This is a genomic window from Pseudomonas sp. DR208, from assembly GCF_019823005.1.
Taxonomy (GTDB): domain Bacteria; phylum Pseudomonadota; class Gammaproteobacteria; order Pseudomonadales; family Pseudomonadaceae; genus Aquipseudomonas; species Aquipseudomonas extremorientalis.
Genome location: NZ_CP081944.1, coordinates 5155889 through 5168653 on the forward strand (window position 1 = coordinate 5155889; position 12765 = coordinate 5168653).

Annotated in this window: 11 protein-coding genes; 10 read left to right on the forward strand and 1 reads right to left on the reverse strand. The window is 61.4% G+C overall.

Annotated features, from left to right (window positions below; translation table 11 throughout):
• Positions 1–11 precede the first annotated feature (11 nt).
• The 10 genes from K5K89_RS23215 (at position 12) to K5K89_RS23260 (ending at position 11612) form a co-directional block, all read left to right on the forward strand.
• Positions 12–1022, forward strand: a complete 1011-nt coding sequence (locus tag K5K89_RS23215) for an ornithine carbamoyltransferase (RefSeq protein WP_058423254.1) — start codon at positions 12–14, stop codon at positions 1020–1022.
• Between the two features lie 156 nt (positions 1023–1178).
• Positions 1179–2108, forward strand: coding sequence for a carbamate kinase (gene arcC / locus K5K89_RS23220; RefSeq protein ID WP_071489405.1), 930 nt, complete (start codon positions 1179–1181; stop codon positions 2106–2108).
• Between the two features lie 18 nt (positions 2109–2126).
• Complete coding sequence (locus tag K5K89_RS23225; RefSeq protein WP_058423256.1) at positions 2127–2489, forward strand: DUF5064 family protein; 363 nt, start codon at positions 2127–2129, stop codon at positions 2487–2489.
• Between the two features lie 111 nt (positions 2490–2600).
• A complete protein-coding gene (locus K5K89_RS23230) occupies positions 2601–4112 on the forward strand; it encodes a sigma-54-dependent transcriptional regulator (RefSeq protein ID WP_071489404.1) in 1512 nt (503 codons plus the stop codon).
• Positions 4113–4483: 371 nt separating this feature from the next.
• Complete coding sequence (gene gcvH / locus K5K89_RS23235) at positions 4484–4867, forward strand: glycine cleavage system protein GcvH (protein ID WP_010208126.1); 384 nt, start codon at positions 4484–4486, stop codon at positions 4865–4867.
• A gap of 10 nt (positions 4868–4877) precedes the next feature.
• A complete protein-coding gene (gene gcvP / locus K5K89_RS23240; RefSeq protein ID WP_222540341.1) occupies positions 4878–7718 on the forward strand; it encodes an aminomethyl-transferring glycine dehydrogenase in 2841 nt (946 codons plus the stop codon).
• A 160-nt stretch (positions 7719–7878) separates the two neighbouring features.
• Positions 7879–9255, forward strand: coding sequence for an L-serine ammonia-lyase (locus K5K89_RS23245; protein WP_222540342.1), 1377 nt, complete (start codon positions 7879–7881; stop codon positions 9253–9255).
• A 39-nt stretch (positions 9256–9294) separates the two neighbouring features.
• Positions 9295–10419 carry a glycine cleavage system aminomethyltransferase GcvT gene (gene gcvT, locus K5K89_RS23250; RefSeq protein WP_222540343.1) on the forward strand — a complete coding sequence of 375 codons (1125 nt, stop codon included), beginning with the start codon at positions 9295–9297 and terminating at the stop codon, positions 10417–10419.
• A 392-nt stretch (positions 10420–10811) separates the two neighbouring features.
• Entirely contained in the window at positions 10812–11027 is a 216-nt protein-coding gene (locus tag K5K89_RS23255; RefSeq protein ID WP_071489400.1) for a cold-shock protein, read from the forward strand.
• A 96-nt stretch (positions 11028–11123) separates the two neighbouring features.
• Positions 11124–11612, forward strand: a complete 489-nt coding sequence (locus K5K89_RS23260; protein WP_071489399.1) for an RDD family protein — start codon at positions 11124–11126, stop codon at positions 11610–11612.
• Between the two features lie 4 nt (positions 11613–11616).
• Here K5K89_RS23260 and nadA read toward each other — a convergent pair whose 3' ends face one another.
• Positions 11617–12675, reverse strand: a complete 1059-nt coding sequence (gene nadA / locus K5K89_RS23265) for a quinolinate synthase NadA (protein WP_060754176.1) — start codon at positions 12673–12675, stop codon at positions 11617–11619.
• Positions 12676–12765: the final 90 nt, after the last annotated feature.

Below are 12765 nucleotides of genomic sequence, written 5' to 3' on the forward strand. Positions count from 1 at the left end.
GAGATTCCATCATGGCTTTCAATATGCGCAACCGCAGCCTGCTGTCGCTGATGCACCACACCACCCGCGAACTGCACTACCTGCTGGACCTTTCACGCGACCTCAAGCGCGCCAAATACACCGGCACCGAGCGTCCGCACCTGCAGGGCAAGAACATCGCGCTGATCTTCGAAAAAACCTCGACCCGCACCCGCTGCGCGTTCGAAGTCGCGGCCCATGACCAGGGCGCCCACGTCACCTACATCGACCCGGTGTCGTCGCAGATCGGCCACAAGGAAAGCATGAAAGACACCGCCCGCGTGCTCGGCCGCATGTTTGATGCGATCGAGTACCGTGGCTTCGAGCAGGAAATCGTCGAAGAGCTGGCCAAGTTCGCCGGCGTGCCGGTGTTCAACGGCCTCACCGCCGAATTCCACCCGACCCAAATGATCGCCGACACCCTGACCATGCGCGAACACAGCGACAAGCCGCTGCATGACATCAGCTACGCCTACCTTGGTGACGCGCGCTACAACATGGGCAATTCGCTGTTGATGATCGGCGCCAAGCTGGGCATGGACGTGCGCATCGGCGCACCGAAAGCGCTGTGGCCGCACGCGGACTTCATCAAGCAATGCCAGGCGTTTGCCGAAGAAAGCGGCGCACGCATCACCATCACTGAAGACCCGAAGGAAGCAGTGAAAGGCGTGGACTTCATCCACACCGATATCTGGGTCTCCATGGGCGAGCCGGTGGAAGCGTGGGACGAGCGCATCGAGCAACTGCTGCCGTACCAGGTCAACGCCAAGATGATGAAAGCCTCGGGCAACCCACGGGTGAAATTCATGCACTGCCTGCCGGCGTTTCACAACAGCGAAACCAAGGTGGGCAAGGACATCGCCGCGCGGTACCCGAACCTGGCCAATGGCGTGGAGGTGACTGAAGAGGTGTTCGAGTCGCCGGCCAACATCGCGTTCGAGCAGGCGGAAAACCGCATGCATACCATCAAGGCGATTCTGGTGTCGGCACTCGCAGATATCTAAACCTCTAGTTGGCAATGAGGACAAACGTGGGAGCCGGGCTTGCCCGCGATGCAGGCACCTCGGTCTGTCAAGAAGGCTGCAGTGATGCTATCGCAGGCAAGCCAGCTCCCACATTGACCGCGTTCCTTCATCAGAACTTTCAGAAGGACATTTTGTATGCGCATCGTCGTAGCCCTGGGCGGCAACGCCCTCCTGCGCCGTGGTGAACCCATGACCGCGGACAACCAGCGCTCCAATATCCGCATCGCCACCGAACAGATCGCCAAGATCCATGCCGGCAACGAGCTGGTGATCGCCCACGGCAATGGCCCGCAGGTCGGTCTGCTGTCGTTGCAGGCGGCGGCCTACACCCAGGTGTCACCGTACCCGCTGGACGTGCTCGGCGCCGAGACCGAAGGCATGATCGGCTACATCATCGAACAGGAACTGGGCAACCTGCTGGACTTCGAGGTGCCCTTCGCCACCCTGCTCACCCAAGTGGAAGTGGACGCCAAGGACCCTGCCTTCAAGAACCCGACCAAGCCCATCGGCCCGGTGTATTCCAAGGCCGAAGCGGAGAAACTCGCCGCCGAAAAAGGCTGGGCCATTGCGCCGGATGGTGACAAGTACCGTCGCGTTGTTGCCAGCCCACGGCCCAAACGCATTTTTGAAATCCGCCCGATCAAGTGGCTGCTGGAAAAAAGCGCTATCGTGATCTGCGCTGGCGGCGGCGGCATCCCGACGATGTATGGCGAAGACGGCAAGCTGCGCGGGATTGAGGCCGTGATCGACAAAGACCTGTGTTCTTCGCTGCTGGCCTCGCAACTGGACGCCGATTTGCTGGTGATCGCCACCGACGTCAACGCGGCCTTCATCGACTACGGCAAGCCGACCCAGAAAGCCATCGGCCAGGCCCATCCCGACGAAATGGAAAAGCTCGGCTTCGCCGCCGGTTCCATGGGCCCCAAGGTGCAAGCGGCCTGCGAGTTCGCCCGCAAGACTGGCAAAACCGCCGTCATCGGTTCACTCTCGGACATCGAAGCCATCGTCCAGGGCAGCGCCGGCACCCGCATCAGCACGGCAACACCTGGCATCACCTATCTGTGAAGTAGAGGAGAGACGCCTATGGCCACCTTTGAACCCGGTCACTTGCACGTTGAACGTCACGCACTGAATGCCCAGGACTACAGCTACAACCTGTGCATCGACTACGAAGTCAGCCAGGACCCAAAGGAGGGCAAGGGCATGCTGTTCAAGCTGCATGGCTCGGTGCAGGGCAAGGACCTCAAGGAAGAGTTCTTCCTGCCCAAGGACCAGGCGTTCGACTTTGCGCGGCATGCGATGAACATCGCGCAGAAGTATGGGATGCCGAAGGTTGCGGTATTGAACGGCTCGATGCACAAGCAGTACGACCTGATGTTCGAGGATGTGCGGCATCAATTGGATGTGAAGGCCGGGGACCCGATCAAACCCGAACACCTGGAATAAAGGTCACTCAGCTTCAACGGTGGGAGGCGGCTTGCCCCCTCCCACATTTTGATCTCCAACATCTGCAAGGCATACTTGCCGCCTCCAGCTCCCCAGAATCGTTAGCGCCCCATGCGTATCCACGTCAGCTTCATCGACCGCGTCGGCATTACCCAGGAAGTCCTGGCCCTGCTCGGTGGGCGCAATCTCAATCTGGATGCGGTGGAGATGGTGCCGCCCAACGTCTACATCGACGCGCCGACCCTCAGCGCCGATGTGCTCGAAGAACTGCGCGACGCGCTGTTCAGCGTGCACGGCGTGCAGGCGGTGACCGTGGTGGACATCCTCCCCGGCCAACGCCGTCACCTGCAACTCGACGCCCTGCTGGCCGCCATGACCGACCCGGTGCTGGCGCTGGACAGCGCGGGCAAGATCCTGCTCGCGAACCCGGCGCTGATTGCCCTGTATGGCCGCGAACCGGCCGGCGAAAGCATCAGCGAACTGTTCAACGACCCTACGCTGCTGGACACCTTGCTGGAACAGGGCTTTCGCTTGCCGCTGCGCGAGATCAGCGTCAACGGTCAGACCCTGCTGCTGGACGCCACGCCGATCACTGACGCGGGCGCCCTGCTCACCCTCTACCAACCCAACCGCATCGGTGAACAACTGTCGGCGCTGCACCATGATCATGCGGAGGGCTTTGACGCGCTGCTTGGCGAGTCGCCGGTGATCCGCACCCTAAAGGCGCGCGCTCAGCGCGTGGCGGCGTTGGATGCGCCGCTGTTGATCCAGGGTGAGACCGGCACCGGCAAGGAATTGGTGGCGCGTGCCTGTCACGCCATCAGTGCACGTCACAGTGCGCCGTTCCTGGCCTTGAACTGCGCGGCGCTACCGGAAAACCTCGCCGAGAGTGAACTGTTCGGCTATGCGCCCGGTGCCTTTACCGGCGCGCAACGCGGTGGCAAGCCGGGGCTGATGGAACTGGCCAACCAGGGCACGGTGTTCCTCGATGAGATCGGCGAGATGTCGCCGTACTTGCAGGCCAAGCTGCTGCGTTTTCTCAATGACGGCAGCTTCCGGCGTGTCGGTGGCGACCGTGAAGTGAAGGTCAATGTGCGCATCCTCAGCGCCACCCACCGCGACCTGGAGAAGATGGTCAGCGAAGGCACCTTCCGCGAAGACCTGTTCTACCGCCTCAACGTGCTCAACGTCGAAGTACCGCCCCTACGCGCACGCGGCCAGGACATCCTGTTGCTGGCCCGCTATTTCATGCAGCAGGCCTGTGCGCAGATCCAGCGCCCGGTCTGCCGCCTGGCGCCCGGCACTTACCCGGCGCTGCTGGGCAACCGCTGGCCGGGCAACGTACGCCAGTTGCAGAACGTGATCTTCCGCGCCGCAGCGATCTGCGAAAGTAGCCTGGTGGACATCGGCGACCTCGACATCGCTGGCACCTCGGTGGCGCGCCAGAGCGACGGCGAAATCGACAGCCTGGAACAGGCAGTGGAAGACTTCGAGCGCAACCTGCTGGAAACCCTCTACACCAGCTACCCCTCGACTCGCCAACTGGCCAGCCGCTTGCAGACTTCCCATACGGCGATTGCCCATCGTCTGCGCAAGTACGGCATTCCCACCGGCAAGCCCTGACTGGCTGGGTCGTTAGAAGAGGTCAAATGCGGGAGGGGGCTTGCCCCCTCCCGCATTGGCAGCATTCCAAACGTCGACCGCATTACAGATTTTGGTCTGAGAACGACATCCGCTGTACTGAAAGCGCTACAGCGTAACGATATCGCTACAACCCTGTTTTTTACGCGCCATGCAAGGCTTTGATCCACATAGGCTTTTTTTCACAGGCCCAACTGTAGCGAAATCGCTACAGCCAACATGCATATCCTCATAACCGATTTTATCAAGCTATTGATTTACAACGGTTTAATCACGTTGGCCGCGATATTGCTAAGCAACTCCCCATTATTCCAATCCCGTCCACCAGACGAATCTGGCCCTGAGGAGTTTCCATGAGCGAGTTGCGTTTCACTGAAGATCACGAATGGCTGCGCGCCGAAGCCGACGGCAGCGTCACCGTGGGTATCACCGCTTTTGCGCAGAACGCGCTGGGTGATGTGGTTTTCGTGCAACTGCCGGAGTTGCAGGCCTACGACAAGGGCGCCGAAGCGTCCACCGTGGAATCGGTCAAGGCCGCCAGCGGCGTGTACATGCCGCTGGACGGGGAAGTCCTCGAAGTGAACGACAAGCTTGACGGCAGCCCGGAACTGGTCAACGAAGACCCGATGGGCGAAGGTTGGTTCTTCCGCTTTAAACCGGCCGATGCCGGGGCAGTCGCTAAACTGTTGGATCAGGACGCGTACGATCGCCTGATCAAAGCCAACGCTGAAGCTTGAGGAGCGCGCCATGACCGTTAATCTCACCACCGCCAACGAATTCATCGCCCGCCATATCGGCCCGCGCCACGAAGACGAGCAGCAGATGCTCGCCAGCCTGGGCTTTGACTCCCTGGAAGCCCTGAGCGCCAGCGTGATCCCGGAAAGCATCAAGGGCACCAGCGTGCTCGGCCTGGAAGACGGCCTCAGCGAAGCCGAGGCCCTGGCCAAGATCAAGGCCATCGCCAGCAAGAACCAACTGTTCAAGACCTACATCGGCCAGGGCTACTACAACTGCCACACGCCGTCGCCGATCCTGCGCAACCTCCTGGAAAACCCGGCCTGGTACACCGCCTACACCCCGTACCAGCCCGAAATCTCCCAAGGCCGCCTGGAAGCGCTGCTGAACTTTCAGACCCTGATCAGCGACCTCACCGGCCTGCCGATCGCCAACGCCTCCCTGCTCGACGAAGCCACCGCCGCCGCCGAAGCCATGACCTTCTGCAAGCGCCTGAGCAAGAACAAGAGCAGCAACGCCTTCTTCGCCTCGATCCACAGCCACCCGCAAACCCTCGACGTGCTGCGCACCCGTGCCGAACCGCTGGGCATCGACGTGGTCGTCGGCGATGAGCGTGAACTGACCGACGTCAGCCCATTCTTCGGCGCCCTGCTGCAATACCCGGCCAGCAACGGCGACGTGTTCGACTACCGCGAACTGACCGAGCGCTTCCACGCCGCCAATGCCCTGGTGGCCGTGGCCGCCGACCTGCTGGCCCTGACCCTGCTGACCCCACCGGGTGAGTTCGGCGCCGACGTGGCCATCGGCAGCGCGCAGCGCTTCGGCGTGCCGCTGGGCTTTGGTGGCCCGCATGCGGCGTACTTCTCCACCAAGGATGCGTTCAAGCGCGACATGCCGGGCCGTCTGGTCGGCGTGTCCGTCGACCGTTTCGGCAAGCCGGCCCTGCGCCTGGCCATGCAGACCCGTGAGCAACATATCCGTCGCGAGAAAGCCACGTCGAACATCTGCACCGCCCAGGTGCTGCTGGCCAACATCGCCAGCATGTACGCCGTGTACCACGGCCCTAAGGGCCTGACCCAGATTGCCCGGCGCGTGCACCAGCTGACGGCGATCCTGGCCAAGGGCTTGACCGCCCTGGGCCTGACCGTCGAACAAGCCAACTTCTTCGATACCATTACCCTGAACACTGGCGCCAAGACCGCCGCCCTGCACGACACGGCCCGCGCACAAAGCATCAACCTGCGCGTGGTGGACGCCGAGCGCCTGGGTATTTCGGTTGACGAAACCACCACACAGGCCGATATCGAAGCCCTGTGGTCGATCTTCGCCGACGGCAAGTCACTGCCGGCCTTCAACGCCAGCGTAGACAGCACCCTACCTGCCGCCCTGCTGCGCCAGTCGCCTGTGCTCAGCCACCCGGTGTTCAACCGCTATCACTCGGAAACCGAGCTGATGCGCTACCTGCGCAAACTGGCCGACAAGGACCTGGCGCTGGACCGCACCATGATCCCGCTGGGCTCGTGCACCATGAAACTCAACGCCGCCAGCGAAATGATCCCGGTGACCTGGGCCGAATTCGGCGCACTGCACCCATTCGCCCCAGCCGAACAAAGCGCCGGCTACCTGCAATTGACGACCGAGCTGGAAGCCATGCTGTGCGCGGCCACCGGCTACGACGCGATCTCGCTGCAACCGAACGCCGGTTCCCAGGGTGAGTACGCCGGCCTCCTGGCCATTCGCGCCTACCACCAGAGCCGTGGCGAGGAACGTCGCGACATCTGCCTGATCCCGTCATCGGCCCACGGCACCAACCCGGCGACCGCCAACATGGCCGGCATGCGCGTGGTCGTCACCGCGTGCGACGCACGTGGCAACGTCGACATCGAAGACCTGCGCGCCAAGGCCATCGAGCACCGCGAGCACCTTGCGGCCTTGATGATCACCTACCCGTCCACCCACGGCGTGTTCGAAGAAGGCATCCGCGAAATCTGCGGCATCATTCACGACAACGGCGGCCAGGTGTACATCGATGGTGCCAACATGAACGCCATGGTCGGCCTGTGCGCCCCGGGCAAGTTCGGCGGCGACGTGTCCCACCTGAACCTGCACAAGACCTTCTGCATCCCCCACGGCGGTGGCGGCCCGGGCGTCGGCCCGATTGGCGTCAAGTCGCACCTCACGCCGTTCCTGCCCGGCCACGCGGCCATGGAACGCAAGGAAGGCGCGGTGTGCGCCGCGCCGTTCGGCAGCGCGAGCATCCTGCCGATCACCTGGATGTACATCAGCATGATGGGCGGCGCAGGCCTCAAGCGCGCTTCGCAATTGGCGATCCTGAATGCCAACTACATTTCCCGTCGCCTGGAAGAGCACTACCCGGTGCTGTACACCGGCAGCAACGGCCTGGTGGCGCACGAATGCATCCTGGATCTGCGCCCGCTGAAGGACAGCAGCGGCATCAGCGTGGATGACGTGGCCAAGCGCCTGATCGACTTCGGCTTCCATGCGCCGACCATGTCGTTCCCAGTGGCCGGCACCTTGATGATCGAGCCGACCGAAAGCGAATCCAAGGAGGAACTGGACCGTTTCTGCAACGCCATGATCGCCATCCGCGAAGAAATCCGCGCAGTGGAGAACGGCACGCTGGACAAGGACGACAACCCGCTGAAAAACGCACCCCACACCGCAGCTGAACTGGTAAGTGAGTGGACCCACCCCTACACCCGCGAACAGGCGGTGTATCCAGTGCCATCGTTGATCGAAGGCAAGTACTGGCCGCCGGTGGGGCGTGTCGACAACGTGTTTGGTGACCGAAATCTGGTGTGTGCGTGCCCGTCGATCGAGAGCTACGCATAACCAAAGGATACATTGGGTACAAATGTGGGAGGGGGCTTGCCCCCGATTGCGGTGCATCAGCCACAGATAAGCTGACTGACACACTGTCATCGGGGGCAAGCCCCCTCCCACACTAGATCGAGTCAACTTTCAGAAAATAATAAGAAACCGGAGAACAACCATGTCCCTTAGCGTGTTCGACCTGTTCAAGATTGGCATTGGCCCCTCCAGCTCCCACACCGTCGGCCCGATGCGTGCGGCCGCTCGATTCGTCGAGGGTCTCAAGCGTGACAACCTGCTGAGCGCCACCACCTGCGTCAAGGTGGAACTCTATGGGTCGCTGGGCGCCACCGGCAAAGGCCACGGCAGCGACAAAGCCGTACTGCTGGGCTTGGAAGGCGAACACCCGGACACTGTGAATACCGAAAACGTGGCAACACGCCTGGCGCAGATGCGCAAGGACGGCCACCTGAACCTGCTCGGTGAGCACCGCATTGCGTTCAACGAGAAAGAACACCTGGCGATGATTCGCAAACCCCTCGCCTACCATCCCAACGGCATGATTTTCCGTGCCTTCGACGCCGCCCATATCCAGATCCGCAGCCGCGAGTACTACTCGGTCGGCGGAGGTTTTGTGGTGGACGAAGACGCCGCCGGTGCCGACCGGATTGTCGAAGACGCCACCCCCCTGACCTTCCCGTTCAAGCACGCCAAGGACCTGCTGAGCCATTGCACCACCTATGGGCTGTCCATCAGCCAGGTGATGCTGACCAATGAAAGCGCCTGGCGCCCGGAAGCGGAAACCCGCGCCGGCCTGCTGAAGATCTGGCAGGTGATGCAGGACTGCGTGGACGCCGGTTGCCGCAACGAAGGGATTCTGCCCGGTGGATTGAAGGTCAAGCGTCGCGCGGCGGCCCTGCATCGCCAGTTGTGCAAGAACCCGGAGTCGGCGTTGCGCGATCCGTTGTCGGTGCTCGATTGGGTCAACCTCTACGCCCTGGCGGTCAACGAAGAAAACGCCAACGGCGGGCGCGTGGTCACGGCGCCCACCAATGGCGCGGCCGGGATTGTGCCGGCGGTGCTGCATTACTACATGCGCTTCATTCCCGGCGCGAATGAGGATGGTGTAGTGCGCTTCCTGCTCACGGCGGCCGCCATCGGCATTCTGTACAAGGAAAACGCCTCGATCTCCGGCGCGGAAGTCGGCTGCCAGGGCGAGGTCGGCGTGGCCTGTTCCATGGCCGCCGGTGCGTTGTGTGAAGTGTTGGGCGGCAGCGTGTCCCAGGTGGAAAACGCCGCCGAAATCGGCATGGAACACAACCTCGGCCTGACCTGCGACCCGATTGGCGGACTGGTGCAGGTGCCCTGCATCGAGCGTAATGCCATGGGCTCGGTCAAGGCGATCAACGCAGTGCGCATGGCCTTGCGCGGCGATGGGCAGCACTTTGTGTCCCTCGATAAAGTGATCCGCACCATGCGCCAGACCGGCGCCGACATGAAAAGCAAATACAAGGAAACCGCCCGTGGCGGTTTGGCGGTCAACATTATCGAGTGCTGACGCCTAACAGCGCGCCAGCACGTTTTTCAGGAGCTGAATATGTCCACCGAAACCCTGTTGAAAACCCCTCTGCACGCCCTGCACCTCGAACTGGGCGCACGCATGGTGCCCTTCGCCGGCTACGACATGCCGGTGCAATACCCGCTGGGCGTGATGAAGGAGCACCTGCACACCCGTGATCAAGCCGGTTTGTTCGACGTGTCCCACATGGGCCAGATCCGCCTCACCGGCGCCAACGCTGCCAAGGCCCTGGAAACCCTGGTGCCGGTCGACATCATCGACCTGCCGGTGGGCATGCAGCGCTACGCGATGTTCACCAATGAGCAGGGCGGCATTCTCGATGACCTGATGGTGGCGAACCTGGGTAACGACGAACTGTTCCTGGTGGTCAATGCCGCCTGCAAGGATCAGGACCTCGCGCACCTGCGCCAACACATCGGCGACCGGTGCACCATCGAGCCGCTCTTCGAAGAGCGTGCGTTGCTGGCGCTGCAGGGCCCGGCCGCGGTCAAGGTGCTGGCGCGCCTGGCACCGGAAGTCACCAAGATGACCTTCATGCAATTCGCCGCCCTGCGCCTGCTGGGCGTGGACTGCTATGTCAGCCGTTCGGGCTACACCGGTGAAGACGGCTTCGAAATCTCCGTACCTGCCGCCCATGCCGAAAGCCTGGCGCGCAGCCTGCTGGCCGAGACCGAAGTACAGGCCATCGGCCTGGGTGCCCGCGATTCGTTGCGCCTGGAAGCCGGCTTGTGCCTCTACGGCCACGACATGAACACCGACACCACCCCCATCGAGGCCAGCCTGTTGTGGGCTATCTCGAAGGCTCGCCGTGCCGACGGTGCACGTGCCGGTGGCTTCCCTGGCGCCGACCAGATCTTCACCCAGCAGCAAACCGGCGTGAGCCGCAAACGTGTAGGCCTGCTGCCACAGGAGCGCACACCCGTGCGTGAAGGCGCGGAAATTGTCGACGCAGACGGCACCGTGATCGGCAGCGTGTGCAGCGGCGGTTTCGGCCCGACCCTCGGCGGCCCGCTCGCCATGGGTTACCTGGACAGCGCTTTTATTGCACTGGATACCGAAGTCTCCGCGCTGGTGCGTGGGAAAAAGGTGCCACTTCGTGTAAGTAAAATGCCATTTGTGCCACAACGTTACTATCGTGGCTGATTGACTGTTTCTATAAGTAACGAGGTTGCGTTAACGTGCACTAATCTGTAACGCAACCGCCATAAAACAGTGCACTTCCGATAGTCTTTTATAGAGGGATCAACCTATAACAAGTGACCAACTCTATCGAATAAGTCAGTTCCACACTGTTCAACAAAGTGTCATGAGCCCCAGCAAAACCTGGGCTTTTGGCAGGGCTTGTTTTTTCTCTATTAGTTGGCGTAGAGTTTGCCCACTGTGTTTGCATGGGTCGCTTGGAACCTGGACCTGGGCAGTAGCTGAAGAAGTCCGCTACAACCCGTTCGACGTCTCTTACTTTCCTGCAACCCAGCCCAGTACTCTTTCATGCGAAAGGGGCTGTCATTAATTTTTAGCGTCAAGGAAATAAGAAAATGGCTGAACGTCAGAGCGGTACCGTCAAGTGGTTTAACGACGAGAAAGGGTTTGGTTTTATCACTCCAGAAAGCGGTCCGGATCTGTTCGTGCATTTCCGCGCTATTCAGGGCAACGGCTTCAAGAGCCTGAAAGAAGGCCAGAAAGTGACATTCGTTGCTGTGCAAGGCCAGAAAGGCATGCAGGCTGACGAAGTACAAGCAGAAAGCCACTGAGTTCTTCTGCGACAAAAAGCCCCTGATGGTGACATCAGGGGCTTTTTTATGTGCATTTGCTCGTAAAATGGCTTTTTTTCATAAGAGAGCCCTGCCATGTCGAAACCCCTGCTGAGCCCGCAAGGCGAATTCCCCGCCGTTGGCCTGGGCCGTCGCCTGGCAGCGATGTTCTATGATTTCCTGCTATGCACCGCACTGCTGATCGTCACCGCGTTTATCTACAAGCTGATCTGGATCGCGTTTGTTGGTGAAGCCAGGATGCGCACCCTCACCGAATCCGGCGCGCTGGATGGCGACCCGTTGCTGTCGACGATCCTTTTATTTGTGCTGTTCGGCTTCTTCGCCAAGTTCTGGACTCATTCCGGCCAGACCCTGGGCATGCAGGTGTGGGGCGTACGCGTGCAGAACGCTGACGGCTCGCGGATCAGCCTGTGGCAGGCGTTGCTGCGCTTCGTGGTGTCGATTGCGTCGTGGTTGTGCGTAGGGCTGGGGTTTATCTGGTCGCTGTTTGATAAACGCAAACGCAGCTGGCATGACATCTATTCCGACAGCCAGCTGGTTCGTATCCCCAAACAGAAAAAGTAGCGACTCAGGCGTTACCCGCCAGCTTCAAGCGCGCGGCCTGGGTAAAGTCCAACATGCGCTTGAGCGGACGCACAGCCTGCGGGATCACCGAAGGCTCGACGAATATCTCGTTACTGCCTTCACGCAGGCACTGCAACGTGCGCTCCAGCGTGTTCATTGCCATCCATGGACAATGCGCGCAACTGCGGCACGCCGCACCATTGCCGGCGGTAGGCGCCTCGACGAAGACCTTGTCCGGGCACAGTTGCTGCATCTTGTAGAAGATGCCGCGGTCGGTGGCGACGATAAAGGTTTTATTCGGCAGGCGTTGGGCCGCGGCAATCAGCTGGCTGGTCGAGCCTACGGCATCCGCCAGCTCGATCACCGATGTCGGCGATTCCGGATGCACCAGGATGGCCGCATCCGGGTACAGCGCCTTCATGTCTTCCAACTGCTTGGATTTGAATTCTTCGTGGACGATGCAGGCGCCGTCCCACAGCAGCATATCGGCACCGGTCTGGCGCTGGATGTAAGTGCCCAGGTGTTTGTCCGGCCCCCAGATGATCGTCTCGCCGTTGTCCATCAGGCTTTCGACGATCTCCAGCGCGCAGCTTGACGTCACCACCCAATCCGCCCGGGCTTTGACCGCCGCCGAGGTGTTGGCATACACCACCACGGTGCGTTCGGGATGCTGGTCGCAGAACGCCGAGAACTCATCGACGGGGCAGCCCAGGTCCAGGGAGCAGGTGGCTTCCAGGGTGGGCATGAGGATACGTTTTTCAGGGGTGAGGATCTTGGCGGTCTCGCCCATGAAACGCACACCGGCAACCAACACGGTCTTGGCCGGGTGAGCGGCGCCGAAGCGCGCCATTTCCAGGGAGTCGGAGACACAGCCACCGGTTTCTTCGGCCAGGGCCTGGATCACCGGGTCACAGTAGAAGTGGGCAACCAGCACCGCATCCTGAGCCTTGAGCTCGGCGGCGATGGCAGTGCGCAGGCTCGCCTCTTCATCGGCGCTGAGGGCCTTGGGCTGCTTGGCGTCGAGGTGGGCTTGAACCAGAAGGCGTTCGGAAATTTGCGTCATGTTCGCAAGACCTGCAGGCGCAGTTGCGCGAAAGTCGAGTGTACCACCGGCTCTGGAGCCCTTCGGGCGCCGCCGGACGAAGTGATTGTG

Excerpts from the sequence above, each read along its gene's own strand:
- gcvT (WP_222540343.1), top strand. The coding sequence starts at position 9,295 with ATGTCCACCGAAACCCTGTTGAAAACCCCTCTGCACGCCCTGCACCTC.
- K5K89_RS23245 (WP_222540342.1), top strand. The coding sequence starts at position 7,879 with ATGTCCCTTAGCGTGTTCGACCTGTTCAAGATTGGCATTGGCCCCTCC.
- nadA (WP_060754176.1), bottom strand. The coding sequence starts at position 12,675 with ATGACGCAAATTTCCGAACGCCTTCTGGTTCAAGCCCACCTCGACGCC.
- K5K89_RS23215 (WP_058423254.1), top strand. The coding sequence starts at position 12 with ATGGCTTTCAATATGCGCAACCGCAGCCTGCTGTCGCTGATGCACCAC.
- K5K89_RS23230 (WP_071489404.1), top strand. The coding sequence starts at position 2,601 with ATGCGTATCCACGTCAGCTTCATCGACCGCGTCGGCATTACCCAGGAA.
- K5K89_RS23260 (WP_071489399.1), top strand. The coding sequence starts at position 11,124 with ATGTCGAAACCCCTGCTGAGCCCGCAAGGCGAATTCCCCGCCGTTGGC.
- arcC (WP_071489405.1), top strand. The coding sequence starts at position 1,179 with ATGCGCATCGTCGTAGCCCTGGGCGGCAACGCCCTCCTGCGCCGTGGT.
- K5K89_RS23225 (WP_058423256.1), top strand. The coding sequence starts at position 2,127 with ATGGCCACCTTTGAACCCGGTCACTTGCACGTTGAACGTCACGCACTG.
- gcvP (WP_222540341.1), top strand. The coding sequence starts at position 4,878 with ATGACCGTTAATCTCACCACCGCCAACGAATTCATCGCCCGCCATATC.
- gcvH (WP_010208126.1), top strand. The coding sequence starts at position 4,484 with ATGAGCGAGTTGCGTTTCACTGAAGATCACGAATGGCTGCGCGCCGAA.
- K5K89_RS23255 (WP_071489400.1), top strand. The coding sequence starts at position 10,812 with ATGGCTGAACGTCAGAGCGGTACCGTCAAGTGGTTTAACGACGAGAAA.